Raw genomic sequence first — 21,152 nt, 5'->3', positions numbered from 1 at the left:
ATGCGCATTTTCACTGACAGATTTTATCATTCTATCGATTTAAACATTGACACTGGAAATTAGTGAAGGACTGAGGGTATTGTGAAGCCCACTGAATTAACAGTTACAAACTCCCTCCCACTTTACCAATTAAAGCAGGCCAACCATATGAAGGCCATGTGGGATACCATTATCTTCAACTGATGTTGTTACATAGCTTGCTGCGGCCTTGACCTCTTCTACAGCATTTCCCATTGCGACGCTATTTTTTACAGTGGAGAGCATTTCCAAATCGTTCAGCCCGTCCCCAAAAGCATAGTGCCGTTCTTGTGGAATACCTAATTTAGCTACTATTTTTTCAATACCCTGGGCTTTTGATCCACCTCTTGGAAGTATGTCAACGGAAACAGGATGCCACCTCACGAAATCAAAATCTGTGAATTTCTGTTCGTACTGCTTTTCCTCCCCTTCCGGACAAAACAATAACGTCTGGTACAATTCACGCCCTTGATAATAATTCGGATCATGTGCAGGCCAATGATTGAGTTTTAACGTGCTGATGCTTTCCGTAATGTAAGAATGATCAGGCACATTTGCCTTCATGTCTTCGTGATCCATGAAGACAACTGGATGATCATTAAGAAGAGCAGCCTCCGTCAGTTCCTTAAGAGCTTCTATTTTTAACGGATTAGTGAATATTACCTCACCGTTGAGAACGACGTATTGACCGTTATAACAAACAAACGTATTAATATCGAGTTCCTTTCGCAAATCCTCAAACATAAAAGGAGCTCTCCCGGTAGCGATCGCTACTTCATGTCCATCTTCCTTTAACTTAAATATCGCCTCTTTTGTACCTGCACCCATTTTTTTGTCATGTGTAAGCAAGGTTCCGTCTATATCAAAAAAAATAATACTGCGTTTTGGCATTTTCATTCCAACCTCCATCTATAATCTCTAAAACCATCCATAACAGCTTCAAGGATCGACTTTAAAAATAGTTGTCATACCCTAGTTGATTTATGTAAAAGTACATTCTTAACTTTACCATAAAGGCCATAGCTATTTCATTTATTTGAATTTAATACAAGCACCCTCCAACATACCTTGCGTCAGCATAAGTTCATAAATAAAACGCTTGGCTTAGACATAACCAAACGTTTTGATTTCCTATAATTGACTTAGATAGTCAGTGATTTTCTTAAATCAGTACGAATCAACCATGATCTACTACAACAACCTCCGCGTCATCATCAAACGGATTGACCACCTGATGCGGCACGTCATCTGGGATAATAAAGGCATCTCCCGCATTCCACTCCGTGATCTCTTCTCCCATTTCTATCTTGATGTTTCCACTGGCGACATAAAACGCATGCCCATCATAGCAAACGTGATCTGCTTTATAACCAGACGGATACTTTACTACCCTTAGGCGCTGGTTGTCCGTTTCCAGCCATTTGGATAGAGCACCTGTTGACGCTTTGTCAGGCGTGAATTTCTCATCGTTTTTGGAGATTTTAACTTTTGATAGGTTTGAATTACTCATACTCTTCCCACTCCCATACCATATTTGTTTTAGATAGCCAATGCACTAAAAATTGTTAATGCAATGAAACTTCTATATTTATTACTACTATACTTTAACTAACGTCACAATACGAATCAATAGATGACAGACTCTTCACTTAAGTCAAAGCATACAGCCTTCCCTCTAAAATAAAAAAACTCTTGTGTGGATTTTACTACCTAATAATTGGATTAGTACAAAATATGGTTATAATAGTGTCTTAATTATCTTGACTAATTAATAATTCACTTTTATTATCTATGGAAATTCGTTCATTATTCGATAGTGTTATATCAAGAGGATAGACAGCTGAGTATTTATCTGAAAATATCCATCTTCGACCTGGTTCTGTTAATAATATAAAGATTCCAATTGAACGTTTACCCATAAAATTAAGAGATGTGGCACTTATTGGGTAGTTATCACGTTCTTTTATACCTATATCAATCAACTGTTTTCCAGCTGTTACTGCATCATTTACAGTCAGACTAATTTCGCTAATGTTTAAAATGCCTTTCGGGGAAAAAGATTCCTCTCCGTTTTCAGATATGGAATGCCTCGAGATGAACTCTACAATATTACCAGCAGGGTCATCAAAATAAAGAGAATGTGCAGGTAAATGTGAAAAATCAGCTTCGTCTTCCCCGTCTTCTTTATTTAAATTAATACCTTTTTCCTTAATCCAGGACTTAGCCTCATTAAACTTATTAGCCTGAATGTTAAATGCAAAATGATAGTAAGGCTCTCCTTCTACATTCCTCTCTGTAAACTCTAATTGACTTGTACCTACAGCAATACAAAAACTGTTTTCATTTTCATTTATTAACTGTAACCCAAGAGTTTTAGTATAAAAGTATTTCAGCACCTTTATATTTGCTGTTTGTAAAGTGACTCGCTTTATTTCCATTCTATTTCCCCTTAAATGTTTTTAGTAAAAGCTGGTCTGGATCCACTAAACATCCCTCTTGGCTTATAAGAAAAGGAGGATGTTCTACGCTTGCTAGGATTTAGCAATTTCGTTTTTACATTCTTTCGCTACATCATGAGCTTTAGTCCCTGCGACTCTTACTTGATCGACAATTCCATCCCATTTTTTACCGCATTTCGTTTCCTTTAAATCCGTTTTCTATTTTTTCATGGTTCGGAAACTCTTTTTCAAAAACGTGTTTAGCAACACTAATTCCCACTTAGCCATATAAATTTGACTAATTCGTTCAGTATTTATTTTAATTTTCATGTCGTAAATGCGTATTATCAACAATTTTAATTTTTGATTTACTTGCCATAAAAAACTTCACCTTTAGGAAATATCCTATCCTGCTGTGCCTGCTGAATAAGAAAAGGGTCAATCTAAAAGACCAAGTTTTAAATTATTTATTCCACTGGTAGCTCAGATTGAATACTAGTGTTCTTTTTTGCTTTTCTATATTCCTTTCTGGATTCAAAGAAGAGAACTAACATACCTATTATTAAATATACTGGTTGCATATCGAGATTATCTTTTAATAAAAAACCTTTTGCAAAGATGAAGCAACCATACAAAATCCAGAAAGAAGAAAAGCATAACGCAAATAACCAAAATCGTTTAAATAATATACTTTTGTACATAAAGTACACCCACTTTTTTGTAATCAATAACTGTAATTCCCTATTCCAGTACAGAATCCGTTGTGTTATAAAGTTAACCAGATATTACTGGTTGGCCTATAAGATATATCACTAATTTCCTGACACTGCACCAAAAGCAACTTCCTCTCCGTTTTTAATGCCTTTTACATTTGCGTAATTCTTATCCTTATCAATTTTATAAACTATCTGATGGTGAAGTGTATCATTTGAATAGTCTTCTGTTTTTTCCTCGGTGTAATAGATAGTTAAGGTATCACCTTCAGAGTCAACATCAAAATCACTAAATTGGATGGCCTTCTCATTTTGTATTACGTTTTTCCCGTTTAAAAATACATATAAGGATTTTTCTCCATCCATATAAAGGTGAACCCCATTCTCATTTTCTATGCCTTTGAAAAAGAATTGAACATTAACATTCGAGCTTTCAAGACTAATTTCTGAAAAAGACAATTCTGTATTACATCCTACTAATATTATAAGAATCATAAATAGTGCTATAACCTTTTTCATAACTGCGCTCCTCACTAAATTATGCTAATTAATCCTGCTCACACCTGTTAAGATACAACTAACCCCATGAAAAATAATATGGTTAAAAATACTCCTAATATACGTTTCATAAATATCTCTCATTCAAATCTATTTCGTTAATTGTTTTATGTATGGATTTATATAACTTCGATATCCATCAGTTAAATTTTCGGGTAATTCATTAAGGTTAAAATACTGTACATCGAGAGACTCTTGTTTATCAATTTCTATAGTTCCTTTTACTTCCTCTGTTACATAAACAGCAGTTACTGAATATAATTCATCCCCATTTGATACCTTTAAATAATAATCATTACCCGAAAAAACGCCTAATAGCTTCAGTCCCCCTATATCAAGTCCCGTTTCTTCTTTCACTTCTCTTCGCGCAGTATCTTCTAAACTTTCACCTAGTTCCATAATACCGTCGGGCAATCCCCAACCACCGTCAGTCCTGAGTTGTAATAATAACTCATTATTCTCATTTAATATTAAAACAACAGAGCCTGGTAATATTAAAGGTCTATGACCAACTAATTTTCTTAAATCTTTAACATAATCCATATTTTTAAAAACTCCCCCATTTCATTTCTTACTTCTCTTCTCAATCAATAAACCTGCTGCACTACAAAAAAAGAGCCACTTAATTATATATTAACATAATATTCCAGATATTAATTTTTGAAGTCATAATTTTCCGTAATTTCAAGCAAAATAAAAAGAATAATGTCGATCATCTTGCTCAACTTTTGTTAGGAATAGGTAAGCATTTGAAGTTATCTCCAGCCTTTCCCTTTTTGAAAATTATATAGCAACCAATAGGTTTTGCATTGCTATATTAACTTTCACCCGTTTGTTGAACATTTCACAAAGAAACTATTTTGGCGATACTTTTTTAGAACTCCAAAGACGATATAATCCTACGATTAAAAAAATAAAAGCAACCAATTCAATTGTTTTTGGAATAAGAGAAAGTAATGCTACCAATTCCCCAAAAGTCATTTCTAACATTAGAGCTTTATTCTCTGATACAAGCGTGTCTATATAGCGTCTTACTAAAGGCGGTGATACGAATAAATAGATTTTATGAATTATCAATAAAAGGAAAAAATAAACACCTGCTTTAAATGAATGGACTTTACAATACCAAAGTCCGATTATAAGTAATACTAAAAATAAAATAGGAATTATAACTCCGCCAGTAATTCCACTTAAATTCCCAATCAAAATAATCCCCCCTCATTCAATTCTTACACTTTTCATAACACATTCCAAATTGTTTTTATTCGGTATTCGGACTAACCCAAGTACTGAAAGTTGTTACTAAAGATATGATTTGGTGATTTTCTATTATGATATTATATCTTTAATCATTTTCACCAAATAGATAGGAATCATAAATTTCCCATCTAGAAATTTCCCCATTTTCGATTGTATAGTTTAAGAGAACAAATCCTCCGTTATGTCCATCATCATAGGGAGCAAATACCCATTCGTGAGATAATACCTGAATTTCATCTTTTCTAAAGTGCATTTCTCCCCCTAAAATTCCATCGTGTTCGATAATATTCTTATTTTCAATTAGATTATCTTTAATATCACTAATATTTCCTTCAAACCCAATACGACTTAATTCGTATTCAGATTCTCCCGGTAAATGTTCTTCTTCTGATTTTAATAGTTTGTTCTCTTCCGCTAAACTTTCATTCTCTATTTGAAGCTGTTCTAATCTCGTTTCCAACTCTGCGATATTCTGACTAATATTCTCTTCTTCTGGACTCAATTGAGGAGATTCAGAAGTTGTGTTTTCTCCTTCTGTAATGGTATATATTATTAACCCAGAAAAAATAAGAAGAACTATAATTCCACTCATAATCGGGCCAAGATAATAAACGAGTTGTTTTTTTTGAGTGGTATGAGTTGATTTAGTTTTGGATAGGATCCTGTTCTTCAGCCGAGGGGTGAATAATTGCTCTTTGCCAATGAAATGATCTAAACCATCTTTAATTTTATTTTTATCCAATTTCTTTACCCCCTTCACTCGTCTCTAATTTTCCCCTTAGCTTCATTCGGGCACGCCTTAATCTGGTTTTAACCGTATTTTGTGAGCAATTTATCATTTTAGTAATTTCATTGATCGAAAAATCCTTATAATAATAAAGAATGATGACTTCCCGATATTTTAGAGGGAGACTTAAAACAGTTTTTCCGACCGTGTATGCTTCATCTTTCATAATAATTTTTTCTTCTGTCTTGTCACTACTTCTTATGAAATTTGTTATTGTTTCGGATAATACCATATTTTTGTAAGACCAACTTCTAAAATAATCATGACACTTGTTTATAGTAATCCGGTAAAGATAAGTTTTATAGGTGGATTTCCCTTTAAATTTTTGTATCTGTTCAAAAGCGCTCATAAATACTTCTTGAACGATATCTTCAGCTACAAAGGAATTCTTTACATACAAATAAGCAACCCGGATTAACTCTTCACCATATTGATTTACTAAGTCATAAAATAAATCTTCAGTAACTTTCTGAGTTGAATATATAGTATCTTCTTTCATTTTGTCCCCCCCTTTGAAGAAAGCTTAATGCTTAGACGGTTTTTGTACTTATCGGGTTTCAAAAAATAAAGCAGTAGCCCAGTAAAATATGTAGAGATTATAATAGTTAACGAAGATAGTAAGTAATATTACTTTCTGTAGCAATGCGGACATTTCATTCCATTATCTAATGTAAATGATTGGTTAATAGATTGTTTGCAATTCCAATCATTCCCGTAATTTTGACAAGTTGATTTATGATTTCTTCAGTAGTTAGCAAAGCCTAATGTGACCTTTTCCCTTCTCCATCATGGATATGAATCTGAGTGCAGAGCTAATCAAATTTGTAGAATTCGAGATTTGTAGAAACTAAGTCTAAGATGGGAAATCCCCCTAAGAGCAGTTTTCAAGCAATTTATGAAGGAAATTATAGTCCGCCAGTTAATTGGGTAAAGCACTTCATTCTCTATGTTGGTACCAAGCATGCTATAATTTAAGTAAAGGGAGGATGATTTTGATGATGACCAATAAATTGAAAGAAGCTTTGGTAAATCAAATGAACGACGAGTTTGCGGCAGCACACGAGTACATGGCAATGGCAGCTTACTGTGAAGCAAATAGTTATAACGGCTTTGCCAACTTTTACATCCAGCAGGCAAAGGAAGAAAGATTCCATGGTATGAAGATTTACAATTTCTTAAACGACCGTGGTGTCCATGCAAAGTTCAAAGCACTCCCTGCGCCTACAAATGACTATGATTCAGTTCTTGATACGTTTAAGAAAGGTCTGAAACAGGAGCAAGGTGTCACAAAATCTTTCTATAATATATCAGATATTGCAACGGAAGAAAGAGAACATATGACATTATCCTTTGTCAGATGGTTCCTGGATGAACAGGTTGAAGAGGAATCCATGTTTGAAACACATATTGACTACATTGAACGTATAAAAGATGACAATAATGCACTGTATATCTATGAACAAGAACTTGCTAAGCGGCAGTTCAATGAAGATGTTTGACCGACTAAAATAAAATAATCAAAGCTGCACCTCAATTGTGATATAACTTCCAATTGCAGGGTGCAGTTTTTTTATTCAAAACAATAGTAGTTATAACACACTTAATAAATAATTGGCATAAATCCTAACCTTGCTGTAAAAGTGATTCTAATTATCCAATCGACTTTTTTATGTTTTTCATTTACATGGTTATATGAAAAGAACTTTTTTTTCTCTACTTTTAGCCATTTACTCATTACAGCATTAAAAGCAATTAACAATAATGCAAATAGAGTTAACGCCAGAATTAACTTCAACCAAAATATTGGTTCCGTTCCATGCAAAAGCAATACTCCCCTTTCTTCAACAATCCACCATAATCTCATGGAAATTTTGCACCTTAAAGTTTAAATACAGCTTTTTCATAAAATAATTTAACCAACTATTTAACCGGAAAGGTAGTAGGAATTGTTTTAGTAGATTACTTTTTAAAAATTATATTCCAGATCTTAAAAGGAAATAGTATTCCTCTACTTCATAAATATCAGTAATAAATTGAAGTTTATTTTCCTACTAACACAAATACATTATCGTCCGGCGCTTGCATTACAGCTACATGTCCACCTAAAGAATTAGGGAATGGAGTACGAATCCATTGAACTTCAGAATTAGATTTTAATGATTCATAAACCTCCCTAACATCTTCAACTACAATTTCAGTTTCGGAGAATTTTAAATTAGGATTGTTCTTTAAAACTAACTCTGTGCTGCCTTGTGGATACCTCATACCCACAAGTGTCCACTGTTTTTCTTCATCCTGAAATGCTTCCCAAGCTTTCCTTAGACCAAGTGATTGATAAAATTCTACTGACTTTTCAATGTTTTCGGTATATAGAGCGACGCATTCAATTTTTTCCCACATGAGCAATTTATTCCTTTCAAATAAGAACTTAAGTTCGTTATGCAGTAACCTAAATTTATTAGTATTCTTACAATGGGTAATAATGATTTATTATATCTGTAAGTCGTTTAGAATTTTCTGAGGGCACAATTTCAGATAATCTTGCTCCAGCAATAATGGGAGCCCATTGAAAAACATCAGATTTTGACACCCCTCCTTTTTTACAATAAATTCGCAAATACATATCAGCTAAGTCCGTTGAATACTGCGAATATAAAAGATACGTCCGATAAACATCAGCGCGAATATCCCCAGCACTTGAATCGACCCAATCTATTATTGACACTCCATTATCTGACAGGACCAGATTAAATAAATGAAAGTCTCCATGGCAGAGCCTATTCTCAAATTTCATCGCATCCATATTTTGTTTTAAAATCACTTTATGTCTTATATCCAGATTATGAGCTGATTCAATTTGACGATGTAACTTTTCAGTCATTGGTTCCAGTAAGCCTGGAGCAATCCTATGAATTTTCAGTTGTATATCAACGGAAATATTCATATAATATTCTGCTTGTTTTATATCTTCGGTAAGTAGATCACCTAGCGTTCTTCCCTTAATATATTCCATTATAATTGCTTGTTTCCCATCTATTTTCGTGACATCTAATACTTTAGGTACAGAAAGTCCACATGAATAGGCGTATTTTTGTTTGTATGCTTCACTTGTTGATTCGGTATCAGGCAAATAATCATTAAAAACCTTAACAATCTTGCTTTCGTAAAGATAAATTTGGGCAGTATTTCCTTCTGCAATTGGTTTACCTAAATTCATTGGTTTTCTCCATTGCTATTCTCGAAAATGTAGAATTTCTCACCTTCTGTTTCAGTAAAAATTCCATTTTTAAAATATAAACTTCATCATCATCGATTCCATAACCAATTGGAACATTTTCTTTTGATATAGCTGTTTTTAAATTTTCTTCTTCATTCCATTTAGAATAGTGAACACTAATAACACAATCTTTTATAAGCCCTAAGCCATTGAGAAAAAGGTGCTCGTTTTTCAAGTTATCAATTGGAGGTATTACACAAATTTCAGGGCTAATTAAAGCTCCTGCTGAAAATCCCGCTACAGGCATACCTTGTTCGTACATTTTTTTAACATTTTTACCTATCGATGTATTAACAATATAATTATGATATAGTTCAGTTTCACCACCACTAATAATTATGCCTGTACAAGAATTTAATTCCTTAAGTAACAAGTTTGGATTTGAAGAGAGTGCTAGATACACAAAATCCTCCAAACCGTAACTCTCTAATACACAAGTATATTTTTGCATATACTCTTCCCAGCCGTCTCTTTTTATAAATAAAATGGCAACCTTCCCTTTTTTGTTTAAAGAAAGATCCGTAAACTTTTTGCCAAGCTTTTTGCTAAATGGTGGACTACCTCCAAATAAAAACAGATGCGTATTTCTCACATTCTCCCTCCTATCACAATAGACTAGCTGCATAAATTTCAGACGCTGCCTTCTTTAAATCTTCTAATCTGTTAGGGCACTAAGAACAAGAAACTTTCCTGCAAACTTCCTATTCATCTCTTGCCACGTTCGTTCATCAAGTTGATTGTTATTCAATATTCCATTCAAACCATCTTCCGTGACCATCCGTGTCACCAACAGTATGCTTGTATTCCACCCCATCAATAAAATAATCTAGATGGAGCTTTCTATCCCACATATTATTATAAAGATGAAACACATCTCTTTTGCCTCCGATTATTTTAATCTTCTCTAAAAGTTCGTACTTTAAATCCTCTGGCATTTGATTTGCAACGTGAGTATGAAAGATGCAAACAGCTGTATCTTCAGGAAGGGTTTCTACAATATCTGTCAGTAGAGTTACCCCATTCCCTTCTATTAGTTCTACGGGGTTTTCTTTAAAGCATCTAGCAGCACGCTCAAATAATTCCACTCTTTCTCGGTGTTCCGTCCAAATAAGTGACTTTAACCATAAATAATCTTCCGAATTACTTAGATCGCTTATATGTAAGTCTAATCCAATTTTTGTTGCGACAGGGGGACATTCAGGAAGAAATGAGGGAGTATTATCACCTTTGATTTCCGATGTTATATGGACACATGAATTTATATCTCCAAAAGTTTCGTCTGTACCATAAGAATAACTATACCTATCCCATAAAAGCTGAAGTCCGGCACTGGTTCCAATTTCAATAAGTGATAACGGTTTTTCTGTTTTGCTATATATCAAAGAGAAAGTTGGGTAGAGATAAGCACAGCGCCTAACTTCGTTTGTCTGAACCAACTTACTTTTAAGTATTAATGCAATTTCACCTCTATAATCAATACAAAATTCCTTGAAATAACCAAAAGTCTTAGCATCTATTTTTCTTGGGTATTTTGTGAGACTTGGATAGTATTCTTTTAATTGGTGTTCATTTCCTTTTAATAAGAGATAATGAACAGCTCCGAACAATAAATTAGGTGCTGGTTGTCCTTTTTGAGCTTCAGAGCATAATGTAAGTATGTCATCGTCTTCTGATACCTTTAAAGACAAGAATTCATATAGTTCACTTGATTCCTTACATTCAAAATTGGCAAAATTTATAAAACGTAAAGATAATTGTGATTTATCCATTCCAACTCCCCTTATTAAATTGTTACATCGCACTTCAGCTTGAAAGAATTATAGTACCAATACATGTGAGGCAACCCAGGAAACATGTCGCACGAAGGCTTATTGATGGGATAGTTTCAGGAAACAGCTCCATCATTCCTATAGTAAACTTCCTGTTTTTCACGCTGAAAAGCGCTTATAATAGAACTTGTCAACGCGCACCGTTGCACAATTAACAAGAGAATTAATCCAAATACTATAACTCCACCAAGAGTTAGGCTTTCATAAAATGTTCTGTTGAAATTATCATCAGTTTCAATTGCACTTTCATTATCGCCTTCCTTTGAATTGTTTCTAAAAGAAAAATAACCTTTTAGTAGTCAATATTAAATAAAAACTAATCACAAAATTGTTAATTACAAAAGTTCTTAAAATTCACTACGTTTGTTAACAGGAATAAGTTTCTTTATTCTTCATTTAAGTGAATTTATTCAATTCTTCTGCTGCGAGATGCGACTATGCTTATTGATTAATCGCCCGTTGTTGAATAAGAGTTCCTATTCTATTGAAACAACCTTTTTGAAAGACATACCTAAATAACGATAATTTATAATTGCTTTGTCAATACTATTTTGATGCCCCAATGTGATTGCATAAATTAAATCTTCTTTAGTAGAAACGCTATTATTTACTTTCTCTAATTGTCTTTGAGGGTCTGTCTTTGGTTGAAGTTTTATATTATCTAAATCTTTAAATGTATATTCTTGTTCTTCTTCTCCATCAAAACGGTCTGAAATAATAAATCCTTTTGATTGGTCACTTACCTGTACTTTCATCCTAGAAGGTTTAATACTATCGTTCACTAGTACATCTTGAATCTCTATTTCTCCGAACAAGTTCTTATTACCTACTTTCACCAATAATATTTGCCTTTCCATTGCGGTACCACTTTGAACAGCAACTAAGGGTGGGTTGATTTTTAAATATATATAACTGCCAATAAATATTAATACGACTAAACTTATACATAGGATAATAATTTTTTTCAATGCTAATCCTCCTTCAACTCAAGCCAATTAAATATGGTAGCTCTTCTTCCAAAAACCTGTGTCGTTTCTTGAATAACACATTCTTATATTAACATTAAACGCCGCTTTTTAGATTGACCAAATTATTAAAAAAAATATTTTATTCAGCCATTTGGAAATGTTCTCTACAGGATGTCCGTATTGGAGAAATTGTTACACTTGATCGAAATAGAATTAACTGGGAAGAAGTCAATCCGCAATTGTTCGGGGCAAGGGAGATAAGGAGAGAGGGTATATTTCAATATCCGTTATGATATTCGTTTAAAAAATATCTAGATTGTCGGGATAACAATGATCCAGCTATATTTGTCACGGAGCGTAATCCCCATAGAATGATCATTACTCAAATGAGATACATCATAAACGGTTTTCTAATCGGGATGGAATTACAACCATTCATCCTCACCAATTAAGACACAGTTACGCCACTCATCTTTGAACAATGAGGCTCCACTTGAAGTTATACAAAGTATGCTAGGACACGAGAAAAGCGAAACAACACGAATCTATGCTTAATTAAATGAGAGACTACAAGAGTTTTAATAAAAAATATTTTTAGAGGTTAAAGAGCAACGCAATAAATATCTCGTTGCTCTTTAAAATTCTTACACCAGTTAGCATAAAAAGACTAACCTTTATTTCTTTCCACCCATTCATTTTCTAAAACACTCATTTCCCACGAACTCCAGTATTCATCCCCATTTTTTGCAGAGTCCCTAAGTAATCCCTCTTTAACAAACCCACCTTTTTCATAACAGGATATAGCAGAAACATTAAAGTCATAAACTCCTAGACTAATTTTATGTAAATAAAGCTCATCAAAAGCAATATTAAGGATTTCCTTTATCATTTGCTCACCTATTCCTTTACCTCTTACGTTTTTATCACCAACTAATACTTTACCTAGCCGTGCAGATTTGTTTTTCCTATCAATTCTCCCTAAAGAAATGTGACCAATAACATCTCCAGTTTCTTTATCTACTACTTTATAAACCAAGGTATCTGAGTTATCACTATTGGCATTCTCAATATATTTTTCTAATTGATTTACAGTTAAAGGAAATTCGAATACAGGCCCTCCCCACTGAAGTAAAAAATCTGGGGTTTCTATCCAATTAATAAGTTGCTGAAAATCCGATGTCACGAAAAATTTTAATTCAATCATAATTAAATTCCCCTCGTTTCTTTTGTTAATATTCTGTATCGTATCATATTTTAGGGTCGTTCTTTTGTTTAAATAACGAACTGTTAATTAAAAGAGACCGCCGTTTTGACGGTCCCACTACTGTCCTTCTATATTTCAACCCAAATCAATTAAAGATTTCCCTTATATGATGGACTAAGGTTTTTATCAAATATTACACTGTCAAGGTCAGATGTTTCTGTTGCTTAACCCCGGACTACACTTCCAGCCAGTAGAGCCCCATCGCAACTCAACGTTTATTTATAAATATCTCTACCGCTTTTATTGGAGCTAACTTATTAAAATCCCCCATTGGTCACACCTCTTGAATAAAACATTAATTTTCATCACTTCTATTAATCTGCACAATTAGTTAAATAAGACCGCAGCACTATAAAATACTTGTTGTATTAATGCACTGAGAAGAGTTTCTATTAACTGTCTTTAGTCTAATAATCACTTTATTTAACCTTTAAGATAAAATTATAAGTGGGTTAAATACTGGTAAATTAGTAACTAATGGTATCAACAAAAATAAAAAAGCCCATACCTTTTCGTCTGAGTTCAGTTTCACCTTTTTAAATAGGCATATTATCGTGACTACAAAAAAGACTGGATAAGCTAATAGACCAAGATAAAAAAGGGAATAACCTACATACCATTCAAAATTTACTACTAAGAATTCCGAGAAAAAGTGAGCGACGACAGAAGAGAGCCAAGAAATAATAATAAAAGTCACAATAGAAATCCAGAACCACTTTGGAAATTTATTCATCAACTTTCCACCTCCATCTGTTTATAGTTATCTTTAGTTAACCTGCTCCTTTAATGAACAAGGGTGCAATTCCTCAATTGATTATAATAATCAGCTTCCTTTTTTGCATAGTTAAAATTCGTTTCAATACTTTGCAATGAATTTTTTAGTTCCTCATTCTTTTCTTCTAATTCTTTTATATGGGCAGCTTGGAAATGAATTATGCCTGTAACTACTGTGTTATATTTTTTAATTCTTGTATTAGGAGTTGTACAAGCAAAGAAACATTCTTTTAGAGCAGGATTTTATTGATTTATATATCATTATTAAAGACGGATTTTGATAAGAAAAAGTAACGAACGGTGCGAGGCACCGTTCGTTACTTTTTAGCCTGCTTTCGAATGTTTCACAGGCTTTTTCTTTTTTCGCGTAAATAACTTTCGTAAACCACGTCCTATATCATTGAATAATAAATATACAGAAGGTACTAATACTAATGTAATTAACGTACCAAAAAGTAGTCCAGAAATAATGACTATTGCCAATGGTGATTGGAAATTACCTGCAGCACCGGATGCAAGTGCTAATGGTAGCATGCCACCAGCGGTCGTTAAGGTCGTCATAAAAATTGGTCGTATACGATCTTTTCCTGCATTTACAATTGATTCGCCTATTTCCAGTCCATCTCTTCGTAGCTGTTTTGTACGGTCCAGTAATAATATTGCATTGTTTAAAATAATACCGATTAACATAATAATCCCAATTCCAGAAATCATATTAAGTTCTTGACCGGTGACAAACAATCCAAGCACAGCACCAACTAATGTCATCGGAATAACAGACATGACAACAAGTGGATGTGCTAAATTATTAAACTGAACAGCCATAACAAGGTATACCAGGAAGATTGCAGTTACAAGAACAAGCATTAACTCTTGCATTGCCTTTTGTTGTTCTTCTAAGTCTCCGGCAATCGTTACATTATAGTTTGTAGGGACATCATACTGATTTATCACATCTTGGACGTCTCGATTTATGGAACCTAAATCTCTATCTTCAATATCTGCCTTTACGATAATGTATCGTTCCGCATCCTGATGAAAGATTTCATTCGGTGATGCGATCGGCTCAAGTGAAATATAGTTCGATAATGCTTTGAAGCCATTTATTGTCTGGATTTCATAATCGAGTAATTCATTGTTTGTTGTTAATTTCTCGGTCATTGCCATTTTGATTGGGACATAGTCGCCATTTACTATCATCTCACCGATGGGCATTTCGATAGAGAATTGCTCGATGATTTGTTTAATTTGCATGGCCGATAATCCATCATCTTTTAAGGTGTCATGGTCTAATACGACTCGTAGGGATTCCTTTTGGTTCTGATTCGAACTTACTGTTCCGACAATTCCATCAACCGTATTTATTTCTGCGATAAGCTCATCAGCTATACTGTCTAATTCTGAGAAGTCCTCCCCCTTAACATTAACCTGTACAGGGTATCCTCCTGCTGAGCTTAGACCATCGATTCGTTCAATTGGATAATCGTCCATCATATCTCGTAATGTACTCATTATGTCTTCGTTTATTTCTTTTTGTTCCCTTGTAATTTCATTGCCTTTTGTCATATTAACTAGAAGTAGATATGTATGCCCATACTTCAAGATGTAATGTGCTTCTATATCAGTAATAGCACCGAGGCGATCATTAACCTCCTCAACAACTTCTAATGTATCCTCTTCTGAGATACCAGTTTCTAGATTCATGCTCATTTCCGTATAACGATTGAACACATCAGGCATTACTGTTGTTGGTATCTGGGTTAGTAATGTAAGTGAACCGACAAATACTACAAGGAATAACACAATAATGACGATTCGTCGCCATACTTTTTGTGCAATCCATAAAACAATATTGCCATAAAAAATTCTTATTTTATTTGACTTCTTCTTGTGTTTCGTCGCTTTTACTTTTAAAAATTTCTCTGATAACGTTGGAATCAGTGTAAATGAAACAATTACCGAGCTGATTAATGTTATGGCTACAACAATAGCTAAAGTTGATACAATTAGACCAATATCTCCACCAATAAAACCGATTGGAACAAAAACTACTATCGTTGTTAATAAAGCTGCAATAACTGCCGAAGATACTTCTCTTGTTCCTTTGACAACCGAATCAAGATTGGAATACCCTTGTTCCTTTTTGCTATAAATCGATTCAAGGATAACGATTGCGGAATCGACAATCATTCCAATACCAAGCCCAAGTGCAATTAAGCTAACCATATTAATCGAATAATCCAGCACCCACATTGTTGTAAAGGTAAGTAGGATGGAAGATGGAATGGCAAGTGCAATGATAGCTGTTGCCCGAACATTACGTAGGAAAAAGATTAGTATGAATAGAGCAACAATTCCACCAATCAACACATTTTTTTGCACGCCGTTTATCGCGTTATCTACATAATCTGCTTGTGCTACAATCTCATTCATTTCAAAGTTTTGAATGAAGTTTTCATCTTCAATAGCTGCTACCTCAGCCCGAACCGATTCCGCCATATCGATTTGAGTAACATTTGATGTACGACCAACTTCGATTAAGATAATATCGGAATCGTTTCCTTTCCATGTAGAAGCCATACTGCTAATTGGTTGAACAGAAATATCTGCCAGTTCACTCAGTTGTATATTACCGCTTTCTGTTAGAATCGTTAGGTTTTCTATATCTTCTGTTTTCTGAAAAGTGGTATCCCATCGAAGCATAGGTGTGTTTTGTTCTTCTGAAAACTCTCCTAAAGAACTAACTGCATTTGTACTTTGGATTAAATTGAAAATGTATGAGGGGTCTAAGCTGTGGTCGCGTAATGCATCTTCATCTAATACAACTTTTACTTCATACTCTACTATTCCGGATAGGGCGACTTCTCTAACCTCGGATAAATTTTCTAATCTAGGTTTTAAGATGTTTTTGGCAAAGTTCGTCATCTCGTCTAGGTCACCATTGGAAATTTCCATATAAAATTCAAATGGTTGATCAGTAGACATTTTGAAAGCATAGTCACTATGTAAACCAGTTAATTGAGGGCGCAATGTGTTGATGATCGATTGTACTTCTCGAAAACCTTCATCCCCTTCGCCTTCTTTGAAAAACACTCTAATTGTAGCGTTCCCCATATTAATGGTTGAAATCATGTCATCGTATCCACTAATGCTTTGAAATCGTTGTTCTAATGGGGTAACAATTTGCTCTTCAATCTCAAGTGCATTTAGATCACCAGCGTCTAAGCTAACAACTACGCCATCAATGTCCTGTGTAGGTAGTAATTTTTTTTCTAGTTGGTTTGTTGCAAGCAATCCAGTCGCAATAATGAGAAGGAAAATAAGTCCAACTAAAATTTTTTGCTTCACAATAAATTGAATTAATTTCATTTTTTATCCTCCGAAGGTAATATTATCTAGTCTATAATATACCTTTAGTACTACTCTTACAAGGATAATTTTAGGAAAAGACGGAATTTTATAATAAAATTAATATTGAAGAGGAAAAAGATGCTTTGAATTAGTTGAAGACTATATGAAATACAATAATTTCTCCATCACTAACGAGTGACTGGTTTTTCATTTAAGTTTATCCCCTTTAAACTTTGTTGCTCAATCTATCAATCTTTGAGGAAGTCTCTGCTAGCAATAAAAGAGATTTTGGACAACGAATAACTATTGTTGTTAAAATGAAATTCCAGTTAAAATTTCACCTATTGCGTAAGATAAACGATTATTTCTATGATATATATAATTTAATCGATGAAATGTAACTTTTTTTTACCTTAAATTCTATAATACGGAGTTTTATCCAAGTTTACTGGAAACAATATCTATAGTAATATACCTAAATGTGCTGTCAAAATTAATAATTTAGTTAAGTTTAAACTAAGATGGAAACAGTAGAACATACCATGATGTATGGTTCTTTTTAAGTTTGAAGGAGGAAGGTAAAATGGAAAAATTAAAGTCAATTGGTATTACGCTTGGCTTATCTTTTTCTCTACTGTTAGCTGGCTGTGGTGATGAAGAAGAAGCAAAAGATAACGGGAATGCAGGAGAAGATACTGCTAATTATGGTGAAGAGGTAGGTTATACAATTACAGGGATTGAGCCTGGCGCAGGAATGATGGGTCTTACACATGATACTTTAGATGAATATGACAGCTTAGAGGGTTGGGATCTTTCAGAAAGCTCAACTGCAGGTATGTTAATCGAGCTAGGTGAGGCAATTAAGAACGAAGAACCAATTATTGTAACAGGTTGGAATCCACACTGGATGTTTGCTTCTTATGATTTAAAATATTTAGAGGATCCGAAAGGTACATTTGGTGAAGTCGAGAACATAAATACAATAGTAAGAAATGGTTTGGAAGAGGATATGCCTAATGCTTATGAAATTCTCGATCGTTTCTACTGGGAGCCTGAAGACATGGAAACAGTCATGTTTGATGCACAAGACACTTCATTTGAGGAAGCAGCCAAAAAATGGGTAGAAGAAAATCAGGATAAAGTAAGCGAGTGGACAGAAGGCGTTGAAAAAGTAGAAGGAAAAGAAATCGAAATTACATCAACCCCGTGGGAATCAGAACTTGCTTCCGGAGAAGTAATGAAGTATGTATTGGAACAACAAGGGTATCAGGTAACAATAACACCTGTCGATCCAGCAATTATGTTCCAATCTATCGCTAGCGGTGAAGGTGATGTATCGCTTGCTCCATGGTTACCTGTCACACACGGCGCTTTCTTTGAACAATATGAGGATGACTTTATTGATCTAGGTGAAAACTTAACAGGTGCCAGAGTTGGTTTGGTTGTTCCTGAATATATGGACATTGATTCGATAGAGGATTTGCAACCAAAGGAATAACACTATTTCAGGGTCAGATTTGCTTGCTTTATAAAGTAAGTGATCTGTCCCTTTTCATTATGTGTACGCTCACTATTTGTAAAATGGTTGCCCCATTATGTTTGTTTTTAATATGTCGTGTCCGGAACAGTCAATTTTGAACTTTCCATTCCATTATATTTTCCTACTAACACAAATACATTATCATCCGGCGCTTGCATTACAGCTACATGTCCACCTAAAGAATTAGGGAATGGAGTACGAATCCATTGAACTTCAGAATTAGACTTTAATGATTCATAAAGCTCCCTAACATCTTCAACCACAATTTCAGTTTCGGAGAATTTTAAATTAGGATTATTCTTTAAAACTAACTGCTACCTTGTGGATACCTAATACCTACAAGTGTCCACTGTTTTTCTTTATCCTGAAATGTTTCCCAAGCCTTCCTTAGACCTAGTGATTGATAAAACTCTACTGACTTTTCAATGTTCTCCATTCTTCCCTAATATGGCACGTTACGTTTACTGAAAAATATTCTTGTTGAAAATCAACCAAATTTGTACAACAAATATAACATTTTTTTAAAAACTATGGATTTTTAGCTTTGACATCCAGAAGGCTGAAGTGGTAAGCAGTCTGTCATTCATTGGTACATTTTTTCTCATCCCAGTGGTAAAAACTATGCCAAGGATTATGTTTCATCGGCTGGAATTAGATTAACTAATTCTGTACTATCCTGTGTACTTCATTTCCGAAAATACAGGTACTATAAAAGGATCATTATCCACTTCTGCGATTATATTAAAAATTCCCTTCCTAATTGTTGCTAATATTATTGCTAATCGCTACTTTATTTTAACTCTTATTAAAAAGTTACAAAGGTAATTATTATTTTGTGCTAAACTAAATATAGATGATTGTGAAAATTCCGTTTCTGAACTAAATGGTTACTTGAATCGCATACGGAGAAACCTCACTGGAAAGGGTGAAGCAATTGAGGAATATATTTATTTTCATAATTTTTATTAGTATGCTTTTTGTCAGTTTGTCTGCTTGTCAAAAAGAGGATGAAAAGTTAAAGGGTCTTGTTATTGAAAGTTCCTCTGTTGAATTTGGTTCACTACAAAACCCTGAAGATAGAGAATTGCATTTTCGAGTACAGATTAACGATTATGGAATGGAGTCAGAGCAAGAATACAAAGTTAGATTTATTATTCAAGACGCTCATATTAGCGATTTGATCGCTACGGAAAAAATCGAAGTTCCTGAAACATATAAAACACAGCTTTTGCGAAATGATGAAGCAAGGACCATTGTTACAGGTGGTTCTAAGGAAATAAAAAAAGATTTTACAATAGATGAAATAAGAAAAATAATAGAAAAAGACGAAGCAGTTATTATAGAACTTTATGATAAGAATCGCACAATTGATCGAGAGGTAGTTACCACTTTTGCAGAAAACATTAAGCCTTTGGTTAAAGTTAACCCAAACGCAAAATTGGAACATATAAAATTAAAAGAAACAAATGAAATAGATATATTCAGTAGAGCAATCAGTGATTCAAATAAGGAACAAGGTATTTCTTATATTGCTTATCCCGAGTATACATTCAGTCTAGCTGAAGAATCGTACTTTCTTTGGGTTACAGAAAATAATGGAAGAATTATGAATACAAAAGACACTTACACTATATATTCACTTTCAGATAGTTCACTAAAAGAGGTTAAAGAGGTTATAGATAAAAAATAAATTTTACTGCATTAACTGGTAGTTTAGCTCAATAAGAACATGTATTGGAGGTCAGTATGGGACAAGATATTACTTATAAATTTTGGACAGTTGTTATGATACAAGATAGTGATAAAGTTTTACTATTAGATAGACAGCATGACTATTTTAAAGGATTTATACCTCCTGGTGGACGAGTAGACTTTCCAGAAAGCTTTGTAGATGGAGCCATTCGTGAGGTTAAAGAAGAAACTGGTCTTAAAGTAAGAAATTTAGTATTTAAAAGTATTTCAGATTATGTTAACCCATCAGTAAATAAACGATATATTATGATGAACTATTGGACAAAGGATTTTACAGGAGAATTATTTGAAAATCCACCAGAAGGCGAATTACATTGGGTTAAAATTGAAGAAGCAAAAGATTTACCGATGCAAGAAGATATTAGGATGAGATTTGATTTATTTTTCGAACCAGGTACATTTGAAATCCACACCGTCTGGAACGAAGAAAAAGATAGTCCTGAAGAAGTGTTTATTAAAAAAACTTGATTGTCTCTTAACAAACTGCTGCGAGAGTTAAACAAGGCAATCATAATTTGATTGTCTTTTCCTTTTTGAATAACGTTAGGAATATTATGTTAATGTTAAATAAAAGGCAGTTGATCTACCTGGCGTGTTAGTTAAAAAAGGATTATCTAAATTGA

General features: G+C 33.8%; 21 protein-coding genes and 2 pseudogenes. 5 read left to right on the top strand and 18 right to left on the bottom strand.

Annotation, left to right across the window (positions count from 1 at the left end; all coding sequences use genetic code 11):
* Nucleotides 1–129 precede the first annotated feature (129 nt).
* The 8 genes from QGM71_RS14695 to QGM71_RS14660 all read right to left on the bottom strand — a co-directional run bounded on the left by QGM71_RS14695 (nt 130) and on the right by QGM71_RS14660 (nt 6,273).
* Nucleotides 130–909 carry a Cof-type HAD-IIB family hydrolase gene (locus tag QGM71_RS14695; protein WP_327608430.1) on the bottom strand — a complete coding sequence of 260 codons (780 nt, stop codon included), beginning with the start codon at nt 907–909 and terminating at the stop codon, nt 130–132.
* A 286-nt stretch (nt 910–1,195) separates the two neighbouring features.
* Nucleotides 1,196–1,528 carry a cupin domain-containing protein gene (locus QGM71_RS14690; RefSeq protein WP_327608314.1) on the bottom strand — a complete coding sequence of 111 codons (333 nt, stop codon included), beginning with the start codon at nt 1,526–1,528 and terminating at the stop codon, nt 1,196–1,198.
* Between the two features lie 241 nt (nt 1,529–1,769).
* Nucleotides 1,770–2,456 (bottom strand): VOC family protein, encoded by a 687-nt coding sequence (locus QGM71_RS14685; RefSeq protein ID WP_327608313.1) that lies wholly within the window; start codon nt 2,454–2,456, stop codon nt 1,770–1,772.
* Nucleotides 2,457–3,268: 812 nt separating this feature from the next.
* Entirely contained in the window at nt 3,269–3,688 is a 420-nt protein-coding gene (locus tag QGM71_RS14680; protein ID WP_327608312.1) for a hypothetical protein, read from the bottom strand.
* 129 nt (nt 3,689–3,817) lie between these two features.
* Entirely contained in the window at nt 3,818–4,270 is a 453-nt protein-coding gene (locus QGM71_RS14675; RefSeq protein ID WP_327608311.1) for an NUDIX hydrolase, read from the bottom strand.
* A 312-nt stretch (nt 4,271–4,582) separates the two neighbouring features.
* Nucleotides 4,583–4,933 carry a hypothetical protein gene (locus QGM71_RS14670; RefSeq protein WP_327608310.1) on the bottom strand — a complete coding sequence of 117 codons (351 nt, stop codon included), beginning with the start codon at nt 4,931–4,933 and terminating at the stop codon, nt 4,583–4,585.
* A 139-nt stretch (nt 4,934–5,072) separates the two neighbouring features.
* Nucleotides 5,073–5,729, bottom strand: coding sequence for an FtsB family cell division protein (locus QGM71_RS14665; RefSeq protein ID WP_327608309.1), 657 nt, complete (start codon nt 5,727–5,729; stop codon nt 5,073–5,075).
* The gene (locus tag QGM71_RS14660) at nt 5,722–6,273 is read right to left on the bottom strand and encodes a sigma-70 family RNA polymerase sigma factor (RefSeq protein WP_327608308.1); all 552 of its coding nucleotides are present in this window, start codon (nt 6,271–6,273) and stop codon (nt 5,722–5,724) included. The genes QGM71_RS14665 and QGM71_RS14660 overlap by 8 nt, the downstream gene beginning before the upstream one ends.
* Before the next feature lie 496 nt (nt 6,274–6,769).
* Here QGM71_RS14660 and QGM71_RS14655 point away from each other — a divergent pair, with 496 nt between their 5' ends.
* Complete coding sequence (locus tag QGM71_RS14655) at nt 6,770–7,273, top strand: ferritin (RefSeq protein ID WP_327608307.1); 504 nt, start codon at nt 6,770–6,772, stop codon at nt 7,271–7,273.
* Nucleotides 7,274–7,374: 101 nt separating this feature from the next.
* Here the strand turns inward: QGM71_RS14655 and QGM71_RS14650 are convergent, their stop codons facing one another.
* The 6 genes from QGM71_RS14650 to QGM71_RS14625 form a co-directional block, all read right to left on the bottom strand.
* Nucleotides 7,375–7,638: a DUF4181 domain-containing protein gene (locus tag QGM71_RS14650; RefSeq protein ID WP_327608306.1), complete on the bottom strand. Its 264-nt coding sequence runs from the start codon at nt 7,636–7,638 to the stop codon at nt 7,375–7,377.
* Between the two features lie 176 nt (nt 7,639–7,814).
* On the bottom strand, nt 7,815–8,174 hold the full coding sequence (locus QGM71_RS14645) for a VOC family protein (RefSeq protein WP_327608305.1): 360 nt from the start codon (nt 8,172–8,174) through the stop codon (nt 7,815–7,817).
* Nucleotides 8,175–8,241: 67 nt separating this feature from the next.
* Nucleotides 8,242–8,991: a phosphotransferase family protein gene (locus QGM71_RS14640; RefSeq protein WP_327608304.1), complete on the bottom strand. Its 750-nt coding sequence runs from the start codon at nt 8,989–8,991 to the stop codon at nt 8,242–8,244.
* Nucleotides 8,978–9,643 (bottom strand): Type 1 glutamine amidotransferase-like domain-containing protein, encoded by a 666-nt coding sequence (locus tag QGM71_RS14635; RefSeq protein ID WP_327608303.1) that lies wholly within the window; start codon nt 9,641–9,643, stop codon nt 8,978–8,980. Before QGM71_RS14635 ends, QGM71_RS14640 begins: the two co-directional genes overlap by 14 nt.
* A 148-nt stretch (nt 9,644–9,791) precedes the next feature.
* Nucleotides 9,792–10,820, bottom strand: a complete 1,029-nt coding sequence (locus QGM71_RS14630; RefSeq protein WP_327608302.1) for a DUF2332 domain-containing protein — start codon at nt 10,818–10,820, stop codon at nt 9,792–9,794.
* Nucleotides 10,821–11,356: 536 nt separating this feature from the next.
* A complete protein-coding gene (locus QGM71_RS14625; RefSeq protein WP_327608301.1) occupies nt 11,357–11,848 on the bottom strand; it encodes a hypothetical protein in 492 nt (163 codons plus the stop codon).
* 157 nt (nt 11,849–12,005) lie between these two features.
* Here QGM71_RS14625 and QGM71_RS21860 point away from each other — a divergent pair.
* Nucleotides 12,006–12,403 (top strand): annotated as a pseudogene (locus tag QGM71_RS21860) (tyrosine-type recombinase/integrase); the annotation flags it as partial.
* 112 nt (nt 12,404–12,515) lie between these two features.
* On the opposite strand, the gene QGM71_RS14620 reads toward QGM71_RS21860, so the two are convergent.
* The 3 genes from QGM71_RS14620 to QGM71_RS14610 all read right to left on the bottom strand — a co-directional run bounded on the left by QGM71_RS14620 (nt 12,516) and on the right by QGM71_RS14610 (nt 17,255).
* Nucleotides 12,516–13,052, bottom strand: coding sequence for a GNAT family N-acetyltransferase (locus tag QGM71_RS14620; RefSeq protein WP_327608300.1), 537 nt, complete (start codon nt 13,050–13,052; stop codon nt 12,516–12,518).
* 490 nt (nt 13,053–13,542) lie between these two features.
* Nucleotides 13,543–13,845 carry a hypothetical protein gene (locus tag QGM71_RS14615; RefSeq protein WP_327608299.1) on the bottom strand — a complete coding sequence of 101 codons (303 nt, stop codon included), beginning with the start codon at nt 13,843–13,845 and terminating at the stop codon, nt 13,543–13,545.
* Nucleotides 13,846–14,210: 365 nt separating this feature from the next.
* Nucleotides 14,211–17,255, bottom strand: coding sequence for an efflux RND transporter permease subunit (locus QGM71_RS14610; RefSeq protein WP_327608298.1), 3,045 nt, complete (start codon nt 17,253–17,255; stop codon nt 14,211–14,213).
* A gap of 565 nt (nt 17,256–17,820) precedes the next feature.
* Between QGM71_RS14610 and QGM71_RS14605 the strand changes: the two genes are divergently transcribed.
* Nucleotides 17,821–18,735, top strand: a complete 915-nt coding sequence (locus QGM71_RS14605) for a glycine betaine ABC transporter substrate-binding protein (protein ID WP_327608297.1) — start codon at nt 17,821–17,823, stop codon at nt 18,733–18,735.
* A 107-nt stretch (nt 18,736–18,842) separates the two neighbouring features.
* Here the strand turns inward: QGM71_RS14605 and QGM71_RS14600 are convergent.
* Nucleotides 18,843–19,213: pseudogene (locus tag QGM71_RS14600) on the bottom strand (VOC family protein).
* A gap of 498 nt (nt 19,214–19,711) precedes the next feature.
* Here QGM71_RS14600 and QGM71_RS14595 point away from each other — a divergent pair.
* Together QGM71_RS14595 and QGM71_RS14590 are read left to right on the top strand one after the other, a co-directional pair.
* Nucleotides 19,712–20,467 carry a hypothetical protein gene (locus QGM71_RS14595; RefSeq protein WP_327608296.1) on the top strand — a complete coding sequence of 252 codons (756 nt, stop codon included), beginning with the start codon at nt 19,712–19,714 and terminating at the stop codon, nt 20,465–20,467.
* Nucleotides 20,468–20,523: 56 nt separating this feature from the next.
* Nucleotides 20,524–20,997: an 8-oxo-dGTP diphosphatase gene (locus QGM71_RS14590; RefSeq protein WP_327608295.1), complete on the top strand. Its 474-nt coding sequence runs from the start codon at nt 20,524–20,526 to the stop codon at nt 20,995–20,997.
* The last annotated feature ends 155 nt before the right edge of the window (nt 20,998–21,152 follow it).

The sequence above is a fragment of the Virgibacillus tibetensis genome (assembly GCF_036026595.1).
Lineage (GTDB): Bacteria > Bacillota > Bacilli > Bacillales > Amphibacillaceae > Virgibacillus_P > Virgibacillus_P tibetensis.
This window is presented reverse-complemented; position numbering and strand designations above follow the sequence as displayed.

Bases quoted from the DNA above. Each gene is read 5' to 3' on its own strand.
- QGM71_RS14695 (WP_327608430.1), bottom strand. From the start codon at position 909: ATGCCAAAACGCAGTATTATTTTTTTTGATATAGACGGAACCTTGCTT.
- QGM71_RS14690 (WP_327608314.1), bottom strand. From the start codon at position 1,528: ATGAGTAATTCAAACCTATCAAAAGTTAAAATCTCCAAAAACGATGAG.
- QGM71_RS14685 (WP_327608313.1), bottom strand. From the start codon at position 2,456: ATGGAAATAAAGCGAGTCACTTTACAAACAGCAAATATAAAGGTGCTG.
- QGM71_RS14680 (WP_327608312.1), bottom strand. From the start codon at position 3,688: ATGAAAAAGGTTATAGCACTATTTATGATTCTTATAATATTAGTAGGA.
- QGM71_RS14675 (WP_327608311.1), bottom strand. From the start codon at position 4,270: ATGGATTATGTTAAAGATTTAAGAAAATTAGTTGGTCATAGACCTTTA.
- QGM71_RS14660 (WP_327608308.1), bottom strand. From the start codon at position 6,273: ATGAAAGAAGATACTATATATTCAACTCAGAAAGTTACTGAAGATTTA.
- QGM71_RS14655 (WP_327608307.1), top strand. From the start codon at position 6,770: ATGATGACCAATAAATTGAAAGAAGCTTTGGTAAATCAAATGAACGAC.
- QGM71_RS14650 (WP_327608306.1), bottom strand. From the start codon at position 7,638: ATGAGATTATGGTGGATTGTTGAAGAAAGGGGAGTATTGCTTTTGCAT.
- QGM71_RS14645 (WP_327608305.1), bottom strand. From the start codon at position 8,174: ATGTGGGAAAAAATTGAATGCGTCGCTCTATATACCGAAAACATTGAA.
- QGM71_RS14640 (WP_327608304.1), bottom strand. From the start codon at position 8,991: ATGAATTTAGGTAAACCAATTGCAGAAGGAAATACTGCCCAAATTTAT.
- QGM71_RS14630 (WP_327608302.1), bottom strand. From the start codon at position 10,820: ATGGATAAATCACAATTATCTTTACGTTTTATAAATTTTGCCAATTTT.
- QGM71_RS14620 (WP_327608300.1), bottom strand. From the start codon at position 13,052: ATGATTGAATTAAAATTTTTCGTGACATCGGATTTTCAGCAACTTATT.
- QGM71_RS14615 (WP_327608299.1), bottom strand. From the start codon at position 13,845: ATGAATAAATTTCCAAAGTGGTTCTGGATTTCTATTGTGACTTTTATT.
- QGM71_RS14610 (WP_327608298.1), bottom strand. From the start codon at position 17,255: ATGAAATTAATTCAATTTATTGTGAAGCAAAAAATTTTAGTTGGACTT.
- QGM71_RS14605 (WP_327608297.1), top strand. From the start codon at position 17,821: ATGGAAAAATTAAAGTCAATTGGTATTACGCTTGGCTTATCTTTTTCT.
- QGM71_RS14590 (WP_327608295.1), top strand. From the start codon at position 20,524: ATGGGACAAGATATTACTTATAAATTTTGGACAGTTGTTATGATACAA.